The following is a 20,281-nucleotide window of genomic DNA, read 5'->3' as shown; positions in this document are numbered from 1 at the left end:
ATCTTCTTTCTTCTTATTATCTTTCACTCTTTACCTCTTTCAATCCTTTATACATTGATCCATTAGTATTTGACCTTAAGCAGCTACATAAACCTTTATCAGTTTGCATCCGTATATCTGCATTCCTAACTCCGACCAATTTTCCTTTATTAATCTCAGTTTTGAATACTCTTCTTGCTTAATATCCTTTTCACCACTAGTTCTTTCCACTCTATTATAACAATTGATAACAGAATTGAAACTAACAAAATGATTATCAATCCTAGTGTTAATATTATTAGACTATAGGCAAGTACTACACCGATTGTTACTTCCCATATGTTTAATCCCATAATCATACCTCCCTTCTGCTTTTTTATTTGTTAACTCAATTGCTTCAGAATCATTCATTTGGAAATCTTCTTTCTAATCCTTTTTGATAGTTCATTCAAATTCACGTTCACTGATTTCTGTACATCTACCTGCTCTTACGGCTGCCTTCCCGCCGACTGATTCCGTTATCCAACAAATCTATGGCAACAACAAATCTTTCCACATCCAAGCATCATATTCATCTACAAATGGTTCATATAGATATCCCTCTGGAATGTCATCTTTATACCTTCTAAAAAATTCTGTGTAAACATCAAAAACTCCTTTTCCATTTTTTTCATATTTCACCATAATCTCTTCTAGAGTTACCGCTGTTCGCATCTTTTCTGGAAGGAATGCTTCATACATAATAGAGATTCGCTTATATTTCTCTCTTTCAAGATCCAATTTCACATATTCTATTGAAAATTTAGCTATCATGGAGACTAATATTAAAAATATCATAAGTCCAATCCACTTTTTTTGTGTTTAATAAAAGCATTTTTCATGTTTAATCTACTCACTAATTTCATCTTCTTTCCTTTTTCCTCTTCACATTCATTCGTTATCTTTTTTGAGAACTGCACCAATAAGCTCCATTTTATTTTGTTCCGATATTTTTTCTAGCCCAGCGAGAAAGCCCCAATCAGCAACTGGTCGCTTACTTCCCCTCATGTTAAATAGAACCCGAGATCCAACCTTAAGTTCCGGATAGTAATAACTATCATTTGATAATACACCTCGATACATACCCTCTAAGACATCACTATCATGTTTCTCTTTAGTATCTTTTGTTACCAATACCCAGCAACCTTCTCCATTCCCATTAAAATAGTCTTCTTTGGAAAACGGAAAATTTACTTTTATATATTCTGTGTACTCTGTATTATCCACTAAAGTTCCTTCTTTCTGATCCTTTTTGAGAGGATACTTTACAGACATCAGTTGTTTACTTTCACTTTCAGAAATACTAAGTGTTCTTGTTATAGCATTACCATACTCATTTCCAATCCATCCGTACCAACCACTCTCCCCATCTTCTTTTTCCACTGGAATACAAAACATGCTCGACGAATATCCTATATCTAAAACTAAATAAAGAGCTGTCATTGTTTCAAATAGATAGTACAAATTCCCAAAAATAGGAATAGAATCAATAAAATCATGTCTTAAATTTTGATATGCGTTGTTCCAACCATAATTCATTTTTAAATTTCCATTCACAGCCACGTTAATATTACATTTTTCTTCATTTTTTCTAAATGGTATAAAAATCCTGTTGTCAAACTGATACAAATTCCAGTGAATATATATTGCTTTATCTTTTAGTTTCAATTTGGAAATCACTTTGGGATTATCGTAGTGTGTTGGTTTTTCCCCAGTTTTTTTCTCATAAAAATACTTTAAAGCAGATTCTAGCAAACCAGCAGCCCTTACAACTAAATCAGCAATTCTAGGAGAATAGACTTTCTTCTGTTTCTCACTTAGTGTAATTGAATAGGCTAATTCCCTTATTTCATTTTCTAAAGATATGTAAATTTGCTTGTACTCTTCCATGCGGTCCTCCTACTAATCATTTTTGAAATTACTATAAAAAGACTTCTAGTTCTGACTGTAAAAGTTTGTTCTCTTCCTCTAGTTCCTCAATTTCACTTTTAAAAAGAAGTTGATTGACTTTGTTCAGCCTTTTTTATTCTGTTCTTGTTACGTCTTATTCTTAAATAAATGTTATCATTTTTCGCTAAAAATAATTGTCTAATCTGTCTGCCTTCTATCCACTTTTTTATCATTTAAGGTCTCTCCACTTTCTATCCTTTTTGAGACACCTCATCCACTGATCTATCTACATGCTTTAAACCTCTGTTGTTAATTCAATATGGTTTCCTTCGCTGTCAACAAACTCCACTACCCAGTTATTTCCTATTTTAGTTAAAGGAAAACACAAGTCTAAATCTTTAATTTTGTTTTCTAATGTTTGAAGGTTCTCCACTTCAATACTTGGTAAACAATTACTGCCAAAGATATGCTTCTCATTCATTTTCTTATATGCAAATAAGCCTAATCGAAATCCATCTATCTCAAATACACTATAAATATCAGCACAAACAAGTACCTTTTTCTCGAAAAATTTTTCATAAAAATCACAAGAATCCATTCAGTTCTGCTATATGTTTTTCTCTATTAATATCAGCTCAAAAATGAGCTGTTACAAGTGTATTATAATCTACCTGCGTAATTGTATGCAGCGGCTCATTGAGCTGTCAGCTCTGGAGTAATTCCCTCCATAATGCTTACAGATAAACGCAGATACTAGCCCACAATGATTGGAAGCATCTATCGTCCGCATTGGTTCCTTCAGCGACTTATCTCTCACTTCTCCATCTTTTCTTTCAGAATGATACTGAATCAAGTAGGGTGCTACAATTGAAAAATGATTACTTTGAAAAGTGATTGTATGATTTTAGAAATAATCATTGGTCAATTACCTAAAAAAACTTCAGGATCACATTGATTCCTGAAGCTTTACTATTATTCATATTTTTAGTCTGTTTACCTGGTTGATCTCCGTCTGCAAAAGCCGACCAGTTTCCCCTAAAAACAAATTGATTATTCAACAGCTATAATATCGTCTGAATCCAAGTTGGTGTGAGAAAATGTCGGACTCCACTCAGTATAACTGAAGTCAAGGTAATGTTCTTTTGGATCAAACCATAAGCCACCATCCATACTTCCATTGCCACCACTTAAATCAAAATACTGTTCTTGTTTGTACAAACTATAGTTCCCTGTATAGTTATCCACGTAATGATTAACCGTTAGTGTTGTAGGTTCATATTTATTATGTTCATCTACAAAATTACTGAATGCTACATCTGCCTTGTAATAATAATTTATTACTTTTATTTCTGGATTATCCTGTAAATATATTATATCCTCTGAATCCAAATTAGTGTGAGAAAATGTCGGACTCCACTCAGTATAACCGAAGTCAAGGTAATGTTCTTTTGGATCAAACCATAAGCCACCATCCATACTTCCATTGCCACCACTTAAATCAAAATATTGTTCTTGTTTGTACAAATTATATTTCCCTGTATAGTTATCCACGTAATGATTAACCGTTAGTGTTGTAGGTTCATCTACAAAATTATTGAATGCTACATCTGCCTTGTAATAATAATTTACATTTTCACTTTTGATAGAGTTTTTTTTGTCTGCAGCTTGCACATTGCTACGTAAGCCAATTCCTCCAATCACGATCATTGCACTAAACAATACTCCAACAAACAATCTTTTTTTCATAATACTTCCCTCCAATTATTTATAACAATTTAATTTTAACAAAATATATGATAACTGACAAGTTAGTTTTTCGCTACCTTCCTATTGCTTAACTAAGCACCAACTCATTGATACAGTCCTTTAATTCTTGTTATCTCACTTTGTTTACTGTATCCGAATTATCAGCAACAAAATCATTTTTTAAAAGATACATTTATTTAGACTTCCTTCAACTATCATTTTTGGGAAAATCATTCCTTCTCGGATACACTATCACATTCCCAATCTAATTCAGCTACTTCAGCAGCTTCATCTAATGCTATTTCCATTGCCTCGTCTTCATCTTCAGCTTTAACTACAATCGTCTTCCTACAATTTAAAACTACTGAATACTCTTTTGGCATTACTCCACCACTTTCTGATCCTTTTTGAGAAGCTATTTTCAATTCCACTGATACTATGCTTCGCCTCAGATCTTCTTATCGCATAGAATAAATAACAAATAATATGTCTTACTTATTCAGATTTTTGGAGCGAATTTTAGTATTCAATATATTAAACATAGAATCAATCCATGAGTTTTGTTTTTCTAAATAATTTTCAAGTCCGGAAAGAGTGACCACATCGACAAGATATTGTTTCGATTGATAGTTTGGAGAAGCGTAATTGAAGCTATAAACGATATGCTCAGTTTCATCAATGGTTATCTCACCATCATCTTCTAAATGAGACTCGAATAGACGTGAATCTACAACGATCAAAGGAGAATAAAATATGATATCAAAAGAATTTTCGCTGGCCGCTTCTTTGTGGTCTGAATCACTTCTATGAACCTCTATACATGACTTTACAGATGATAAAAGAGAATCAAAAATTTGTGGACTCCCTTTCGTGAAAGGAATAAATTCACTGCGTCCTAGACGTTTAAAAGAACTCGACGGGTGTTCCTTCATTATATCCTCATAGGAAAGAAGCTCTCTATTAATATTATGCTTATGATTTAATAACCCATATCCACCAGTATCAAAACGTTTTTTATTTGATGTGAAAATGACCCAAGGCTTCTCACTCTTTTTTATTTCTACGGATAACTTTGACCAAACAGTTATTTTATCTGAATTTTTACTACTCTTACTCTTATGGGCTTCTAGATCAATTTCTCTTCCTTTATTTTCGTCTTGGTCAATATAATAAGAATTTTCTGTTGTTTGCCAATATTTTGATTGAAATTTTTTGTTTGTTCTTAGTTCAGTTGGATATCCAGATTTTTCAATTTCTTCTTTGATTTTTTTTAATAATTCATTCTTCACGAATACACCTCAATTTTAATCATATTTTTTAGTAAGAAATCATTATTCTGAGTTTCTAATAACAGTTGATCATCTTTCAGCATTACATTTTGAGTTATGCTTTTTCCGTAGAACCTTTCAAAAACTTCTAGTATATAAACAGATCATGTTGCCGGTCCTGACTACTGATCCTTTTTGAAAATTTATTTCACTACTCAAAATCGTAAACAAATTATAAAACGATTGTTATTGTTTGCTATAATTGAAAAGGGAGGTGATTACATGACAAAGATTAGCCTAACAAAATTGGTTGAAGCTAGCAATGCAAAAGAGTATCAAGAGCGGCTTAAAATCGCTATTGACGAATTACAGTCTTCCGATCTTAAAGTTGAAATTCAGCACTCTATGAGTCGTGCTCAAAAAGGTGTTGGATATATGTATTCGGCAATTGTGATAGGAAGATTGGCTTAAAATTTTATTTTGAAACACTAAAGTAGTAGAGTATGACACCTAATAATTTTTGTTAGGTGCTGTCTCTACTATCCTTTTTGAGACTCCTAGTTATTTTTCGACAAAGGTTACCATTCATTTTTCTGTTATCCTTAAAGAACCCTGCCAACTCTTCATTTTTACGTTCAATAACTTGTGTCTTTTCAGTTTCCATCTTAAGTAAACTTCTTAAATAATCAGCTTCTTCTTTTGTCATATCAATAGTAATCATCGGTACTTCCCCCCTACTGATCTTTTTGATTCTAAATTTAAAAATTAGTGATTTATTTTCTCAAATCTTCCTACTCTCAATTCATAAAGTGACCCACAATCCGGACATTTCATCTTTTTATCTTCAAGCTCCTTTACTGCTCGACCACCACAATCACACTCACAAGAATGAGGGGTTCCTAAATATCCACGATAATAATCTCGCTTGATCGGAACTCCCCAATGATCATACACTTGACGTTCCATTACTGTACCTCCTTATATAAGCTTCTCTCTTGATAACAAAGCTGAAACTTGCTTAGAATCGTCCTCTACTCACTTAATTTTCTCTTTTCGAGGTATCTGTATAGTGTTGCTGAACCAATACCTGTCATTTCTCTTATTTCTCTAAGTGAGTGTTGCTTCATATCATATAGCTTTATTGCTTGTTCTAATTTTTTTCCATCTACCGGCGGACGCCCCCCGACTCTTCCACGTGCCCTCGCACTCTTGAGCCCCTCTTTGGTTCGTTCGACAATCAAGTCTCTTTCAAATTGAGCAAATGCCTGGAACACAGTCAACATTAATCGCCCCTGTGGAGTCGTGGTATCAAAATTTTCTTTGTCGCTGATCAGTTTTACATTTTTAGAAGAAAAGTAATCAACCAGATCGATAAGATCCTTCGTACTTCTCCCCAGCCGGCTCCAACTCTCCACAACAACTGTGTCACCTTCTCGAACTACTTCTTTAAGTTTATTTAGTTCCGGACGGCTTGATTTTGTTCCTGATATTTTTTCGGTCAATATTTCATTGCAGTTATATTTTTCTAAAATGTCCAGCTGTCGATTTAATTCTTGTGACTGTGTACTGACACGTGCATAGCCATATGTGTAATTCATGCCCTCACCTCACAATAATTATACCATAAACGGAAGTTTTTGATACATAGTTTTTAATGTAAGTTTTGAGAAAGGAAAGATAAAAATTTGAAGAATAATTTGTCCTTATCCCTCCTCTCTCAAAAACACTCGTTTTTGGTAAACAAAGAGACTGGGACTATTGAAACTAGCTATTTTAATATCCGAAACTAAGCATATCTAAGGTTAAGATTTCCAATTATTATCATTTTATCAGCATATAAATTACTAATCTGTCTTTACAGTGTAACCGTATCATTCCAACAACTTCCTTTGTTTTGAATACTCAGCATACTTATAAACCTTATTGATTTTTTTGCTCTTTATTTCCATAACTTCTACTTCAGTAAGAGACTTTAAGATATTTTTGTGCTGCAGCTCTTCAATCATTGCAGTTAATTGGTAATACTCAGTTAAAATTTGGTCTTCATTTGTCTCGTCAGGTGTACTAGGCCGATAATCATCAAATCCAAACCGTAGAGCCTTTGATAGTGCCTGCTGTATCTCAGCACATTCCTCCATAGCGACCAAAACTAAATGTTCATTGATATTCACAAGTGCTCTCCCCTTTTTGCTTATCATATAGTCTGTTAAGTATACACTTCTCTTCTTTGCTGTTCAATTTTCTTTAAAAGAAAACAAAAACCTCACTGTTTATGAAGTGGAGCTTTGGCAATTCTTATTCAGCTATTTCAAGTAAATATCACTTACTTTTTTTATGCTTTTTTAACATGAAGGATCAGTAAACATCTGTAATCATAGGGTTTTCTTCTTCTAAAAAAATATTTTTCATCACAAATACTTTGACAATCAAAGTATTTTATTTAATAATAGATATACAGTCTTCAAATGATTGAAGAGACTTAGTTTAACTTTAGCAATTACATGATTGCTGATTAAGGAGCGTACAATTGAATGGGATTTTTAAATGGTAAAAAAATTGTAGTTATGGGTGTTGCGAATAAGCGCAGCATCGCTATGGGCTGTGCCTCAGCAATGATTGATCAAGGAGCAGAAATCATCTATACCTATCAAAATGAGCGGATGAAAAAATCACTAGAGCGCTTAGTTGACGGCTCCGCTCTACTAGTGGAATGCGATGTTTCAAATGACGATAGTCTAGCTGCTGCATTTCAGCTTATTGAAAAAGAAGCTGGAAAAATTGATGGCATTGTCCACTCAGTAGCTTACGCAAATAAAGAAGAGTTATCTGGAAACGTAACAGATATTAGCCGAGACGGTTATGCATTGGCACAGGACATAAGCAGTTACTCGCTGCTTGCAGTTGCTAAGTATGCCTTGCCTGTACTGAATGAAGGCAGCAGCATTGTCAGCTTGTCCTATCTAGGTGCGGTTCGCGCTATTCCTAATTACAATATGATGGGGATCGCTAAAGCAGCCCTGGAATCAGCTATCCGCTATTTAGCTGCTGAACTAGCAACTAAAGGCGTTCGTGTGAACGGGATTTCTGCTGGTGCTATTAAAACTTTGGCAGTGACTGGTGTCAAAGATTACCAAAAACTGATCCAGCTTTCTGATGATCGAACACCTGATAAGGTTGGCGTGACAATTGAAGAGGTGGGAAATACCTGTGCATTTTTAATTAGTCCTCTCTCCAGTGGTATTATTGGAGATATTGTTTATGTCGATAAAGGGGTTCATTTGACTTAAAACAAATTTTTAAATCCCTCTCAGTTGGCAGAAGTTCACTACTCTGCCAACTGAGAGGGATAATTTTTTCTAGTCAATCTTATTCGTTAGACTGGCCGATAGGATTCCAACAACCGGAAAGACTCGTCTTCTGTTTCATACTCATATTTCAAAATCAGGCAGTTTGGAACCCCCTTGTTCATTTCTTCAGTAATATCCTGCCAGACATCGAGAAAATAAACACAAGCGCCCGCATGAGAAACTGCAAGTACCGTTTGATGATCTTCATTTCTCATGATTTCTCGGCAAGTTCTAACCAGACGCTCCTGAACCATTGCCTTGGATTCCCCACCAAATTGAACAAAGAAATTCGCCTTCTCCTTATCCTCTGGGTTAAGCTCCTCACTTTCTCCTTCAAAAACGCCGAAATTCATTTCTTTTAGACCTTTTAATCGTTTATAAGGCATTTGATTTTTTGTAACAATTTCCAGAGTATCACTTGCTCTCTCAGCTGTTGAACTATATGCATGATCAAGTTCAATCGTTTCAAAGAATTTTCCTGCAATTTCAGCTTGTTGAATGCCGAGCTCAGTCAGCGGTGAATCACAAACCCCTTGTATTTTTCTTTTTAAATTAAATAGTGTCTGACCATGACGCATCATGTAAAAGGTCTTTTTCACTATATCCCCTCCCCTATTATTGTTCTTCTCCTATTAATTTTATACTGTCAAGTAAGGTACAGGTCAATGCTTTTTGAGAGATAATCAATATTTATCTGCAGAAAAAAGAGCTGCTTAACAGCTTAATAGAGGAAAAGCAATATTTATCTTTTCCATAGTCTATTAAACCGCTGCAGTCTCTTAATAATTTTATATCATTTACCTAATTCATTTTCATTTCGGCGCTCTTTCATTTCTTTATTTAGTTTTTTATGCGCCTTTTTCGATCCTCTAACTAAATCTCGTTTATATTTTCGTTCTGCAAAGGCTTCAAACAAACTATCCAGATCATAATCCTGAGGATAAAGCTCTGCTGCCGTACTAATTAATGTCAGACGCTTAAGCAGGACATCTTCCATTTCCTTTTCTACATAAACCTTTCCGTAATAGTCATCCACTGGTTCATAGAACAAGCCGATTTTTCCAGTATCGTTATTTCGTACCCGGTCTCCTTTGGAAAAGTTTTGAATTGGAGCAGCTGTTGTCTGTTCCACTGGTTTAGCAGCAAGTTCAAATGTTGTTCTGCCAAAATCATAAGAACGATGGTTTAGATAAGCCTCAGCATTTTTCAATACCAGAGGACTAATATGCATTTTCTCAGCAATCCAGAAGGCGTGGCTTTCTCCCGTTTCCCCTAACAATAATTTATATTTCGGTGTTAATGTTTCAGCATCAAAGGCCATACCCGCAGTCATAAAGTCTTCATGCTGTAAGGCAAATTCTTTTATCTCTCCAAAGTGCGTTGTAGCAATCAGCAAACTGCCTTTTTTATACATCTCTTCCATAAGAGCAATCGCTAATGCCGCACCCTCATTTGGCTCTGTGCCGCTTCCAATCTCATCCAGCAGCACTAAGGTATGCCGATTTGCTTTTCTTAGAATCTCGGATAAATTCTGCATGTGTCCAGAGAACGTACTAAGGGAATTTTCAAGGCTTTGTTGGTCTCCGATATCAATAAAAACGTTGTCAAAGACGGCAATGTCTGTACCAGGACCATTTGAGATTAAAAGACCAAACATCGTCATTAGCGACATCAATGCAACTGTTTTTAGCACAATCGTTTTACCGCCAGCGTTTGCTCCTGTAATTACAAGTGCCCGGTTATCAATTCCTAAATCCAGTGATAACGGAACAGGATCTTTCAGGAGTGGATGCTGAACCTTATTTAAAACAATCCGTTCTTCTTTATTAACTGAAGGCTTAGTACCGTTAATGGACCGGCTATATTTTCCTCTAGCAAAGATAACTTCGAGTTCAGTGATGACATCAATACAATATGTGAGTTCAGTCATTTTTTCCCCAATTAGCCCAGTCAGATAGGCTAGAATTTGATAAACCTCTCCTGTTTCTGCTGCTTTTTCCATAATTAGTAAATCATTGTACTTTCTCACTGTATCCGGCTCAATGAAAACAGTCGTTCCTTTAGAAGACTGATCAATAATCGTTCCTGCAACCTTTTGCTTGAACTCAGTCTTAATAGGAACTGTGTAACGTTCATCTTTTATAAGGACGAGACGATCCTGAAGCTTTTGCTGATTTTGACTGTTTGACATAAATTTGCGTAAACGCTGATCGATTTCTTTTTCCAGCTTACTGATTTGATTTCTGATTCGTTTTAGTTCCTTAGAGCTTTCACTTTTTACCCTGCCCCCTTGAACAGAGTCATAAATTGCTTCTGAGATCTCGGAGAAGTCTGCCAAATCATTAGTATAAGAATAAAGAATCGGTGTTTGGTACTGATTTTTCTCAAATAGCTTAGCGATTAATCGAAAGCTTCTCAAGAAGTCCGCGTATTCAATCAATTCACCAGGTTCTAAAACAAGACCTTTAGTAATTTGATTGGTTAGCTGTTCAATTCGAGTCAGCCCCATAAATGGAACGTGCTGACCACTGGCAAGAATAATCGTGGCTTCTTCTGTTTCATCCAGCCATCTTTGAACAGTAGCCAATGAAGAAGAAGGTTCTCGTTTTTCTATATTTTGCTTAGCAAAGCTGCTAAAGGCATATTTTTTAATTTCATCTTTAATTAAGTTAAATTGTAATGCGTTATATATTTTTTTATCCATGATATCCATCCCTTTCAGAAAAGATACCTGACGAATGACGAATAAAATTGCTCAAAAAAAGACGGCAAAAATCCCACCGTCTGAATAATCTACGTATATATTTCGACAGGCATCTCATAAGCATAACAAATAAGCGTACTTACTTGTTTATTAAATTGCTAGATTAGATACCTAAAACACTCATCAATAGTCCTCATTTCATTTTTGAACAATTTCATTTACAGACACTATTATACCGAACTGATTCAAAAAAGCAATACATTTATTTTACATACGCCACCATCTTAGCGATATCCTCTGCTGTCATTGCTGCTTTGGATTTTTCAATCAAGATTTTTTTCCGGTCATAATATAGGCAGGAAACAGTCTAATCTTATCGTAGTAAAGCTCACTGTTTCGTAAGCGATATGTGGATGTTGCAGGAACTGCATTCTTCCCTGTTTGCTGCTTTGTAATCATGTTAAATGCTTTTTAGCTATATCCCCTTGAAGGTTTGGAAACAAAGCAATTTCCTTCTCTAATAATGGGACAATTTCTTTAATCCGTGCTGTGCTAATCGTTGTTTCTTTTTTCGGAAGCTTTACAGCATTTGTGATATATATTCCTAAATCAAGAATATCATCGATGGTCTCCACCTCAATTCCCGCTTTTTTAAATAAAGGAATAGTCGTTGTCATGTAAAATGGCGTATCACTGCTTTTGCTGTAAAAATCATTCTCCGGAATATCTGCAGTCACCTCATTAATCATCAGAACCTTAATCTTATCTGCCTGAATAGACGAATCAGGATAATAAGATAGAATTTGTGCCTGTTCTTTTGGAAAAATTTCAGCTGCTGCTGCTTGTAATTCCTGTCTTATCTGTATTTATTACCTCCATTTTGCTATCATTATGCCTGAAATGCCATATATAAAAAACTAATCGCTGTTATGAAAGCTAACGGCGTCATTACCTGTCTTTCTTTGGAACTCTTTGAAGCCAGATTCATCAATACATTAAGTCCAAAATAAAAGCCGAACCCATAAGCCAAATATTTGGCTGCAATTTGGGGAAATCCAACAGAAAAAATCCCTCCTAATTGAAGCAAAACAAAAATACCAAGTAGCTGTATCAAAACAGAGACAGCACTGGTGATTCTCATTTTCTTTGGCATAATCTTATGGGCACCCCCCATTGCAAATTCTCCTAAAGGAGCACCTAATGCCAATAAAACATATAGAACGGCAACTCCTCCAAGCAAAATACTTCCAACAATTGCTAACATCTCATTCCCTCTTTCATCAATAACAGTATTTTATTATTTAAAGTAGTGTCCTCGATCGCTAAGTTTACACGAAATTGCTCAAATAGTAACTTTTGTAAAAACGAGCACATATGTTCCTTTTCTTATTATACCTTTTCTATTTTTTAACAACAAGAACAGATTGAAAAACTTTTCCCATTTTTCTTTAAATACGCCCATCTTTGTACTATAATGGCTAGATATGATGAATTGATTTGAAAGAAGGATAGCTATGATTGACTTAAAAATGTTGTTAATGATTTTTGTAATCAACTTTGCCTATATCACGCTGAATACGATTCGGTTCATGCTAACAATGAAGGGCTATCGTCTACTTGCTCCAATTGTCAGTATGGCTGAAATTACAATTTATGTTTTAGGACTGAGCATGGTGCTGAATCGACTTGATGATCCTTTAAATCTGCTTGTCTATGCTCTTGGCTATGCAGTTGGGATTAGTGTCGGCATAAAAATTGAGGATTATTTAGCTTTAGGCTATATCATGGTGACTGTAATCCTGCCTTCCACAACTAAACAGTTGAATCTTCCCGAACGGTTAAGAGAAAACGGTTATGGTGTTACGGAAAGTGTAGCAATGGGTAGAGATGGCGAACGAATCGTTTTGGAAATTCTTTCACCCAGAAAAAATGAACGCAAACTTTATCATTTGATTAATGAAATTGAACCAAGAGCTTTTATTATTTCCTATGAGCCAAAATACATTTCCGGCGGCTTTTGGACTAAAAAAATTAGAAAAAGAAATTAGAAGAAGAGTGGGACATTAATCAGAAAAAATCTGATCAATGCCCTACTTTTTTGTTTTAAGCAATCGAAATAGATAAATGCAAGTAAATAATAATTGGCGCTAAACTTAAGAAAATTGGTAAACTATATGTAGAGAAAGGTGTGCGGCATAGAAAAAATTAGACTAGTTTTCTGTTTAAGAATCCAGCATCTTTTCAAATCATCAATTATCTGTTAAACTAAATATGTAACGAGTTGGTGACAAGGATGGTGATTTTTATGTTTATATATGTAGGATGTGCAGGCGGAATGACCTCTAGTATGTTTTGCCAGCGAATTGTTCGAGCGATTGAGACTCTAAAATCCCCTTTGACAGCTGTTTTTGAGGATGTAGGGACAATCATTCGTAGAAAAAAAGAGTTTGAGGGGAATTATGACTTAGTCTTTGCTTATGGGGGAATCGACTTCATAAGTCCAGTGAATGCGTATGATTTTGGGACAACCTTTGACGTAGTCTTTGTTTCTCCTCAAGTAAGACATATGACTAAATACAAACGGGAAATTCTGGAGGATTATCCAACCATCGTTGAAGATATTGGAATGAAAACCTTTGGCACAATGAATGGTGAGGTTGCCTATGAAAATCTGTTGGAAGAGCTGATTGCTTTGGACTACCAGCGTTCTTCTACCTCAGGCAAACATCCTGAAACAAAAAATGGTGACAAAAATATCGAGCTGCTGGTTTTAGGTGCAGATAGAAATGATGCTTTTTTTAAGTCTTTCTTTTCAGTTTGGGAAGCTGCTGGTCTGCGTGTTTTAACAGGAAGTTATTCTTTAGAAGCACTCTTTGACTTTAAACCAGAAAAAGATTTTGATATTCGCGTTCTTTTTGGTAATACCAGTCAGCTTTCCAGCGATGAGTTTCCTAAGCTTTCTCGAAGAATTGATGGCGTCTTAGCCGTTCCTTTCGCTAACTCTTCTTTTGAGAAAATAAGACATTGGTTTGAAGACTATGCTATACCAGTCTATGTTTTTGACAGTAGCAATTTAGCAATAAAAAAAGGTGAGCCGGAAGCTCACCAGTATGCATCAATTTTTGATGAGATTGTCGCTAACTCAGAGTATACAAGAGAAAATAGTCCGCCGCAATGGGAAACCCCTCCGCCAAAAAAACAGCGGAAATCTACTTTGTTTGGTCTGGTGTCCTGGGAATAAATGATCGCTCTGCCAGTAATAGCCATTGTGACCACTCTTTTTTCGAGGAAAAGAGAAACAGTGTTATTTCTTTTCCAAAAAATCGTTCGAAAATTTGAAGCTGTCGTCCCTCTTTGAAGGCCGTTTCAGCTTCTTTTTCTATTTCAGAAAACTCAATCGAATCAGTTCCCTTGTGAAGGATAATGCTATAAAGAATAGATTGCTCAAATTTAAGAGGAGGATTATCTTTTTGCTCCGGCAAAGGACCAAACACTCTGCTCATTGCCTCGTAAGTTGTCAACCAAACTGTCCCGCTTTTTCGAATCTCATTTTCCTGAAAACGACCTCTGGAAACAGCTTGCCGCAGTGTATTACCGCTGGCTAACCCCCATCTTTCAGCAGCCTCGGTAAATGTCAGCACTTGATTCAAATCAATCATCCTACTTGCCTCCTCTCTCATTTATGTCTGAACAACAAACTAGTTTACATAATATAAATATCGTTAACTATATATAGAATATCTTAATTGTTGGCCAGTTTTTAAAAACCTAAGCAGACATTGCTGATAAAATACATGCTTCATAAATACACGTTCCTGCGCATCAGCCGCCTCTTGATAAACAGACAACTCCTCATAATGTACTGATGGTTTTAGATTCTCCTTATTTAAAACTGGATAGCTCAGCTCCCATTGATTATCCTCCTGAGATAAATCTCCTGTTAAAAGCAGTGCTTCTAAAAAGATGTTGCGTTTATCTGCTATTCTTCTTTTTTTAATAACAGAACGAAAGACACGAAAGGCCTGGCTAGCAAAATAATGGCTATCTACATCACCGATAAGCTGTTGAAGCGGCTGATAGCTGTTCGGTATACCACCTGTACCTAATGCTGCAATTGCTGTAAAATAGCTTGGCAAATCAAAAGGATAGCTGCTTTTAGGATGAATGGAAACAAAGGATAACTGCTCATTTCCAGCAGTGTTTTTCTCAAAAAAAACTGGAGCTGCTGAAGAAGCCACACCAAAGAAATAATCCTGTTCTTCTGTGAAAAGGCTATCCCAAAGCATTTCACCATAAAAGTTTACTTTCTCTATTTCAGTATAGCCATTAATGCGTTTCTCTACTTCATTTATTTTTTCCTCTGAAACTTTTGAAAAATCTTCCGCTGAAAAAAAAGAAATAGTTAAAAAATATCTACGTTCTTGACGAGAAATTAATCTAAAATCAATCATTTCCTCTAAAAACTGCTCAAAGCTTTTATCAGAAAAAACCTTTTTTAAATCCCGCAGAATAATCTCCTCTTGTTGATGCTTCTGAAAATAAGCAACGACTTCATTGAATAATGGATTATTAACTAATTTATTTAGCTTTGCTTGTTTTTTATGCTGAAAATAATAAGTTATTTCTGTCAATCACTTCACACTCATTTCTACTACCATTTAGATACATTTTGAAGCATTAGAATCAAACATTTTCATGACAGCTGGAGAAGCTTTCCTAGCCAACTCTCATTACCTATGTAATTTTTATGGAAGACAATAAAAAATTATCCTCTCTCTTAAATACGTACAGTAAACATTTTAACGGCTGAAGCAATCCGCTTCAGCCGTATATGTTGATTAACTAAACGCTTCTGTTAATTGAGGTACAATTTGCTTCTTACGGGAAACAACGCCCTTCAAGAATGCTCGGTTATTCTCCAGCTTAATATCAAAAGCTTTTTCAACTTCATTCATTGAATCGCCAACGATTAGAAGCTCTGAATCACTTGCAAGAATATCTGTAATAATCAATACAAAAAGATCGTAGTGATTTGCAGCGCGTTCAGCATTCATTGCCGCTTCCAACTCCACTTGACGATTTAGCACTTCGTTCAAATCAACAGTATTTACCTGAGCAATACGGACGCTTTTCGCTCCCATTGGAAAGCTCTTCGCATCAAGATCCAGCAATACTTCAGCAGGCTTACCACTAAGGTTTGTTCCTGCTTTCAGCATATCTAGTCCATAGCCTTCTAAACTGATTTCAGCGATGTCTGCTAAAGCATTAGCCGCCTGAATATCTTCCTCTGTACACGTAGGCGATTTAAACAGCAATGTATCAGAAATAACTGCAGAGACCATCATCCCAGCAATCTGCTTTGGAATGGTAACATTATTTTCCTTAAACATTTTATAGATAATTGTACTTGTACAACCAACGGGCTCCGCACGGTAGTACAATGGATCAGCCGTTTCAAAGTTAGCAATTCTGTGGTGGTCTACAACTGAAAGAATAGTTAAATCCTTAATATCAGCAACACTTTGCTGGAATTCATTATGATCGACCAGCATTACCTCTTGTGTTTCGTCACCAGCTTTTTCAATAATTCTCGGTGCATCTACATTAAAATAGTCCAGTGCGTATTGCGTTTCTTCGCTAGGTGTACCTAAAGCAACCGGCACTGTATTTTTACCTAATTCCTTTTGTAAGTATGCAAAGCTGATCGCAGCTCCAATTGCATCTGTATCGGGGTTTTGATGGCCAAAAACAAAAATTTCTGACATGTGTTTACTCACTCCTTCTATAATCATTCATTATTAATAATAACAAAAAATTGAAAAGAAACAACCGTTTTATCTATTCTTTATCATAAACTCCAGCTGCCTTCTCAAGACACGGAAAAATAACCAGCTGCATTCATATCAGCTGCAGCTGGTTAAGCTAGGCTATCAACGAGTGAGATAACCTTTGTAGTTAGTGACATGAAGAAGATTTTTAGCATTTGCTACCCGTTCCTCTGTTGGCGGGTTAATCCCCTCCAATGGATAATCAAGCCCTAAATCATCCCACTTATATTTCCCCATAGTATGATAAGGTAAGATTTCGACCTTATCAACGTTGTTTAACTTCTGTATGTATTCGTCCAAGCGAATCAAATACTCATCGTAATCACTACGTTCTGGTACTAGAACATGGCGAATCCAAACTGGCTGATTAATCTCAGAAAGGTATTCTGCCATTTCCAAAATATTTTCATTTCCTAAGGAAGTCAGTTTTTTATGCTGTTCATTATCAATATGTTTGATATCGAACAAAATCAAGTCCGTATATTTCATTAATTCCTGGAATTGGCTGAAAAATGGTTCTTCCCTAGTAAATGGTTTACCGCAAGTATCTAATGTCGTATTGATTCCTTGTTCCTTGGCTTTTCTAAATAAATCAATTAGAAAATCCATTTGCAGCAAAGGTTCTCCTCCACTTACAGTAATTCCGCCCTTATCACCCCAGTACGAACGATATTTCAGTGCTTCCTGCAATACTTCATCTGTAGTAACAACTTTACCGCCGGAACCAATTTTCCATGTGTCTGGATTATGACAAAATTGGCATCTCATACGGCATCCTTGAGTAAAAACAATAAAACGGACACCAGGCCCGTCAACGGTACCAAAATTTTCTGTAGAATGGATTCTTCCTGTAACTGCTTCAGTCATATTTCTTCTCTCATTTCTTTAAAAAGTCGAAACCACACAAGCATTCTTAATAATGCCGGTCGATTCGCCAGTTCATTTTAAAAACCCGGAACAAAATTAATTATAAAATTGTCCCGGGCGTTATCAATTAATTGTTTAAATTATAGTTTGTCATGTGAAGTTCTTGAAATAACATCTGCTTGTTGTTCAGGTGTCAAATCACGGAATTTCACGGCATATCCAGATACACGGATTGTAAGGTTAGGATATTTTTCTGGATTCTTTTGAGCATCCAATAATAGTTCGTTTGTGAATACGTTAACGTTCAAATGATATCCACCGTTGTCAAAGTATCCGTCCATTACGTTACGCAGGTTGTCAATTCTTGTAGAATCATCTTTACCTAGTCCGTTTGGATTGATTGTTTGTGTATTAGAGATTCCATCTAATGCACTTGTGTAGTCTAATCTTGCAGTTGAGTTAAGAGAAGCCAACAAGCCATTTTTCTCACCTAGGAATTTACCGTCGCGGTAGCTTGGGTTTGCTCCTGGAGCTAATGGTTTACCTGCACGGCGTCCATCAGGAGTATTACCAGTTGCTTTACCATAAACAACATTTGAAGTAATTGTTAACAATGAAGTTGTAGGTTTAGCATTGCGGTAAGTATGCTGACGCTTGATTTGAGTCATGAAGTACTCAAGAATCCAGTTTGCCATTGCATCTGCTTCTTCGTTGTCGTTACCGTAAGTTGGGAACTCATTTTGTGGAACATAATCCACAGCTAATCCATCTTCATCACGGATAACTTGAACATTACCATGTTTGATAGCCATTACTGAATCGGCAGCATGTGAGATTCCTGCGATACCTGTAGCAAAGGTACGTTGTAAATCACTTTCCATAAATGCTAATTGAGGTGCTTCATACGCATGTTTATCGTGCATGTAATGAATAACGTTCAATGTATTTACATATAATTCAGCTAACCAGTCCATGATATCTTTGAATTTATCCATGAAGTCATCAAATTCCAAAGTATCGCCAGTCATTGGACGGAATTTAGGAGCAACCTGCATTTTAGTCTTTTCATCTACCCCGCCGTTGATTGCGTAAAGAACTGCTTTTGCAAGGTTGGCACGTGCGCCAAAGAACTGCATATCTTTACCCATTACAGTTGCAGATACACAACATGCAATTGCGCAGTCATCAGAACCCCAGTTAGCACGTAGTAAATCATCATTTTCAAATTGGATTGAAGAACTTTGTTTTGCAATCTTAGATGCAAAGGTTCTGAATCCTTCTGGTAAATGAGAAGAATACAATACTGTTAAGTTTGGTTCTGGAGATGGTCCCATGTTTGTTAATGTATGCAGGATACGGAAATCACTCTTAGTAACTAATGAACGTCCGTCTAAGCCCATACCAGCAATCGATAATGTTGCCCAGATTGGATATCCTGAGAATAATTGGTTGTATTCAGGTGTACGAGCGAATTTAACCATACGCAATTTCATAATCAAATGATCAATCAATTCTTGTGCATCAAATTCAGTAATGACACCATTGTCTAAATCACGTTGGATATAAACATCAAGGAATGCAGAAACACGTCCGATAGACATAGCTGCACCATTTTGAGATTTAATAGCACCAAGATAACCAAAGTATAACCATTGGATTGCTTCTTGTGCATTTGCAGCTGGTTTAGAAATATCACAGCCGTAAGTAGCAGCCATTGTTTTCAAGTCAGCCATTGCTCTGATTTGTTCTGAAATTTCTTCTCTCAAACGGATAACATCGTCAGTCATAACTTTGTTACCAGTGTTGTTTAAGTCTTTTTTCTTTTCAGCAATCAGAAAATCCATACCATAAAGAGCGATACGACGGTAGTCGCCGATGATACGTCCGCGTCCATAAGCATCTGGAAGTCCAGTAATAATTTTATTTTTACGAGCAGCTCTCATTTCAGGAGTGTAAGCATCAAATACACCTTGGTTATGTGTTTTTCTCCACTCAGTAAAGATTTTTGTCATTTCATCATCAACTTCATAACCATTAGAAGTTAATGAATGATTAGCCATGTTGATCCCGCCGAAAGGCATGAATGCTTGTTTTAAAGGTACATCAGTTTGAAGACCAACGATTTTTTCTTCTTCTTCAATCAAGTAGCCTGGTGCATGTGACGTAATAGTTGCAGGAATATTGTTATCCATATCGTAAACGCCATTTTTCTCATGCTGTACTTCAAATAATTCCTGTAGTTTTGTCCACAATTTGTCAGTGCTCGGTGCGATTGGTTCTAAGAAACTGTCATCACCTGTATATTCTGTATAGTTTCTTTGGATAAAATCACGAGTGTCAACCGATGTTTTCCATTTTTCGCCTTTAAAGCCTTTCCATTGCTCCATGTTGTGCCTCCTTAGAATATGCTGTTAACAACTATAACAGCTTTATGTGACAAGTATAACACATCTCCTGATTTATGCAAGCCTTTACTTGTTATTATTTTATCTATTTATGGTATATTATAAAATAATTATGGATAACCCTTGATATATAAGGATTTTAATTTTGTGAACATTTTCACTTAATAGTTTTTTAATCATTTCTCATCTGTTTCTTTTGTTCTAAAAA

The 20,281-nt window shown here is 35.8% G+C and carries 24 protein-coding genes; 4 read left to right on the top strand and 20 right to left on the bottom strand.

The features are described 5' to 3' along the window. Positions 1-510: 510 nt before the first annotated feature. From ACYSNQ_RS03835 to ACYSNQ_RS03805, 7 genes are all read right to left on the bottom strand, one after another. Positions 511-816 (bottom strand): hypothetical protein, encoded by a 306-nt coding sequence (locus ACYSNQ_RS03835; protein WP_426081489.1) that lies wholly within the window; start codon positions 814-816, stop codon positions 511-513. Positions 817-909: 93 nt separating this feature from the next. Beyond that, entirely contained in the window at positions 910-1,908 is a 999-nt protein-coding gene (locus ACYSNQ_RS03830; RefSeq protein WP_426081487.1) for a hypothetical protein, read from the bottom strand. A 98-nt stretch (positions 1,909-2,006) separates the two neighbouring features. After that, positions 2,007-2,141, bottom strand: coding sequence for a hypothetical protein (locus ACYSNQ_RS03825; RefSeq protein WP_426081485.1), 135 nt, complete (start codon positions 2,139-2,141; stop codon positions 2,007-2,009). 62 nt (positions 2,142-2,203) lie between these two features. Continuing rightward, positions 2,204-2,506, bottom strand: coding sequence for a VOC family protein (locus ACYSNQ_RS03820; protein ID WP_426081484.1), 303 nt, complete (start codon positions 2,504-2,506; stop codon positions 2,204-2,206). 452 nt (positions 2,507-2,958) lie between these two features. Further along, on the bottom strand, positions 2,959-3,654 hold the full coding sequence (locus tag ACYSNQ_RS03815; RefSeq protein WP_426081483.1) for a hypothetical protein: 696 nt from the start codon (positions 3,652-3,654) through the stop codon (positions 2,959-2,961). Between the two features lie 230 nt (positions 3,655-3,884). After that, complete coding sequence (locus ACYSNQ_RS03810; protein WP_426081482.1) at positions 3,885-4,085, bottom strand: hypothetical protein; 201 nt, start codon at positions 4,083-4,085, stop codon at positions 3,885-3,887. A 60-nt stretch (positions 4,086-4,145) separates the two neighbouring features. Continuing rightward, positions 4,146-4,943 (bottom strand): hypothetical protein, encoded by a 798-nt coding sequence (locus tag ACYSNQ_RS03805; protein WP_426081481.1) that lies wholly within the window; start codon positions 4,941-4,943, stop codon positions 4,146-4,148. A 261-nt stretch (positions 4,944-5,204) separates the two neighbouring features. Between ACYSNQ_RS03805 and ACYSNQ_RS03800 the strand changes: the two genes are divergently transcribed. Then, on the top strand, positions 5,205-5,393 hold the full coding sequence (locus ACYSNQ_RS03800; protein ID WP_426081480.1) for a hypothetical protein: 189 nt from the start codon (positions 5,205-5,207) through the stop codon (positions 5,391-5,393). Between the two features lie 52 nt (positions 5,394-5,445). Here ACYSNQ_RS03800 and ACYSNQ_RS03795 read toward each other — a convergent pair whose 3' ends face one another. The 4 genes from ACYSNQ_RS03795 to ACYSNQ_RS03780 form a co-directional block, all read right to left on the bottom strand. Then, positions 5,446-5,643 carry a hypothetical protein gene (locus ACYSNQ_RS03795; protein ID WP_426081479.1) on the bottom strand — a complete coding sequence of 66 codons (198 nt, stop codon included), beginning with the start codon at positions 5,641-5,643 and terminating at the stop codon, positions 5,446-5,448. A 44-nt stretch (positions 5,644-5,687) separates the two neighbouring features. Continuing rightward, on the bottom strand, positions 5,688-5,888 hold the full coding sequence (locus ACYSNQ_RS03790) for a hypothetical protein (protein WP_426081478.1): 201 nt from the start codon (positions 5,886-5,888) through the stop codon (positions 5,688-5,690). A gap of 65 nt (positions 5,889-5,953) precedes the next feature. Then, the gene (locus ACYSNQ_RS03785) at positions 5,954-6,520 is read right to left on the bottom strand and encodes a recombinase family protein (protein ID WP_426081477.1); all 567 of its coding nucleotides are present in this window, start codon (positions 6,518-6,520) and stop codon (positions 5,954-5,956) included. Positions 6,521-6,793: 273 nt separating this feature from the next. Then, positions 6,794-7,093: a hypothetical protein gene (locus tag ACYSNQ_RS03780; protein WP_426081476.1), complete on the bottom strand. Its 300-nt coding sequence runs from the start codon at positions 7,091-7,093 to the stop codon at positions 6,794-6,796. 360 nt (positions 7,094-7,453) lie between these two features. Between ACYSNQ_RS03780 and fabI the strand changes: the two genes are divergently transcribed. Beyond that, complete coding sequence (gene fabI, locus ACYSNQ_RS03775; RefSeq protein WP_426081474.1) at positions 7,454-8,209, top strand: enoyl-ACP reductase FabI; 756 nt, start codon at positions 7,454-7,456, stop codon at positions 8,207-8,209. 86 nt (positions 8,210-8,295) lie between these two features. On the opposite strand, the gene ACYSNQ_RS03770 is transcribed toward fabI, so the two are convergent. From ACYSNQ_RS03770 to ACYSNQ_RS03755, 4 genes are all read right to left on the bottom strand, one after another. Continuing rightward, on the bottom strand, positions 8,296-8,871 hold the full coding sequence (locus tag ACYSNQ_RS03770; protein WP_426081522.1) for a histidine phosphatase family protein: 576 nt from the start codon (positions 8,869-8,871) through the stop codon (positions 8,296-8,298). Between the two features lie 191 nt (positions 8,872-9,062). After that, complete coding sequence (locus ACYSNQ_RS03765; RefSeq protein WP_426081473.1) at positions 9,063-10,973, bottom strand: endonuclease MutS2; 1,911 nt, start codon at positions 10,971-10,973, stop codon at positions 9,063-9,065. Positions 10,974-11,428: 455 nt separating this feature from the next. Then, positions 11,429-11,722: a uracil-DNA glycosylase family protein gene (locus tag ACYSNQ_RS03760; RefSeq protein ID WP_426081472.1), complete on the bottom strand. Its 294-nt coding sequence runs from the start codon at positions 11,720-11,722 to the stop codon at positions 11,429-11,431. Between the two features lie 140 nt (positions 11,723-11,862). Continuing rightward, on the bottom strand, positions 11,863-12,237 hold the full coding sequence (locus ACYSNQ_RS03755; protein ID WP_426081471.1) for a hypothetical protein: 375 nt from the start codon (positions 12,235-12,237) through the stop codon (positions 11,863-11,865). Between the two features lie 250 nt (positions 12,238-12,487). On the opposite strand from ACYSNQ_RS03755, the gene ACYSNQ_RS03750 reads away from it, so the two are divergent. Together ACYSNQ_RS03750 and ACYSNQ_RS03745 are read left to right on the top strand one after the other, a co-directional pair. Further along, the gene (locus ACYSNQ_RS03750; RefSeq protein WP_426081470.1) at positions 12,488-13,021 is read left to right on the top strand and encodes a DUF2179 domain-containing protein; all 534 of its coding nucleotides are present in this window, start codon (positions 12,488-12,490) and stop codon (positions 13,019-13,021) included. 257 nt (positions 13,022-13,278) lie between these two features. Then, entirely contained in the window at positions 13,279-14,214 is a 936-nt protein-coding gene (locus tag ACYSNQ_RS03745; RefSeq protein ID WP_426081469.1) for a PTS sugar transporter subunit IIB, read from the top strand. Here the strand turns inward: ACYSNQ_RS03745 and ACYSNQ_RS03740 are convergent. The 5 genes from ACYSNQ_RS03740 to pflB form a co-directional block, all read right to left on the bottom strand. Continuing rightward, the gene (locus ACYSNQ_RS03740) at positions 14,183-14,632 is read right to left on the bottom strand and encodes a helix-turn-helix domain-containing protein (protein ID WP_426081468.1); all 450 of its coding nucleotides are present in this window, start codon (positions 14,630-14,632) and stop codon (positions 14,183-14,185) included. The two genes, ACYSNQ_RS03745 and ACYSNQ_RS03740, sit on opposite strands and share 32 nt — an antisense overlap. A gap of 63 nt (positions 14,633-14,695) precedes the next feature. Then, positions 14,696-15,604 (bottom strand): DUF1803 domain-containing protein, encoded by a 909-nt coding sequence (locus ACYSNQ_RS03735; protein WP_426081467.1) that lies wholly within the window; start codon positions 15,602-15,604, stop codon positions 14,696-14,698. 207 nt (positions 15,605-15,811) lie between these two features. After that, on the bottom strand, positions 15,812-16,738 hold the full coding sequence (locus tag ACYSNQ_RS03730; protein ID WP_426081466.1) for a manganese-dependent inorganic pyrophosphatase: 927 nt from the start codon (positions 16,736-16,738) through the stop codon (positions 15,812-15,814). Between the two features lie 165 nt (positions 16,739-16,903). Beyond that, positions 16,904-17,668 (bottom strand): pyruvate formate-lyase-activating protein, encoded by a 765-nt coding sequence (pflA, locus tag ACYSNQ_RS03725; protein ID WP_426081465.1) that lies wholly within the window; start codon positions 17,666-17,668, stop codon positions 16,904-16,906. A 140-nt stretch (positions 17,669-17,808) separates the two neighbouring features. Beyond that, positions 17,809-20,055, bottom strand: a complete 2,247-nt coding sequence (pflB, locus tag ACYSNQ_RS03720; RefSeq protein WP_426081464.1) for a formate C-acetyltransferase — start codon at positions 20,053-20,055, stop codon at positions 17,809-17,811. Between the last annotated feature and the right edge of the window lie 226 nt (positions 20,056-20,281).

Source organism: Enterococcus sp. LJL51, from assembly GCF_054871795.1.
Note: the sequence above shows the minus strand (reverse complement) of the source record. Positions and strands in the feature narration are given on the sequence as shown.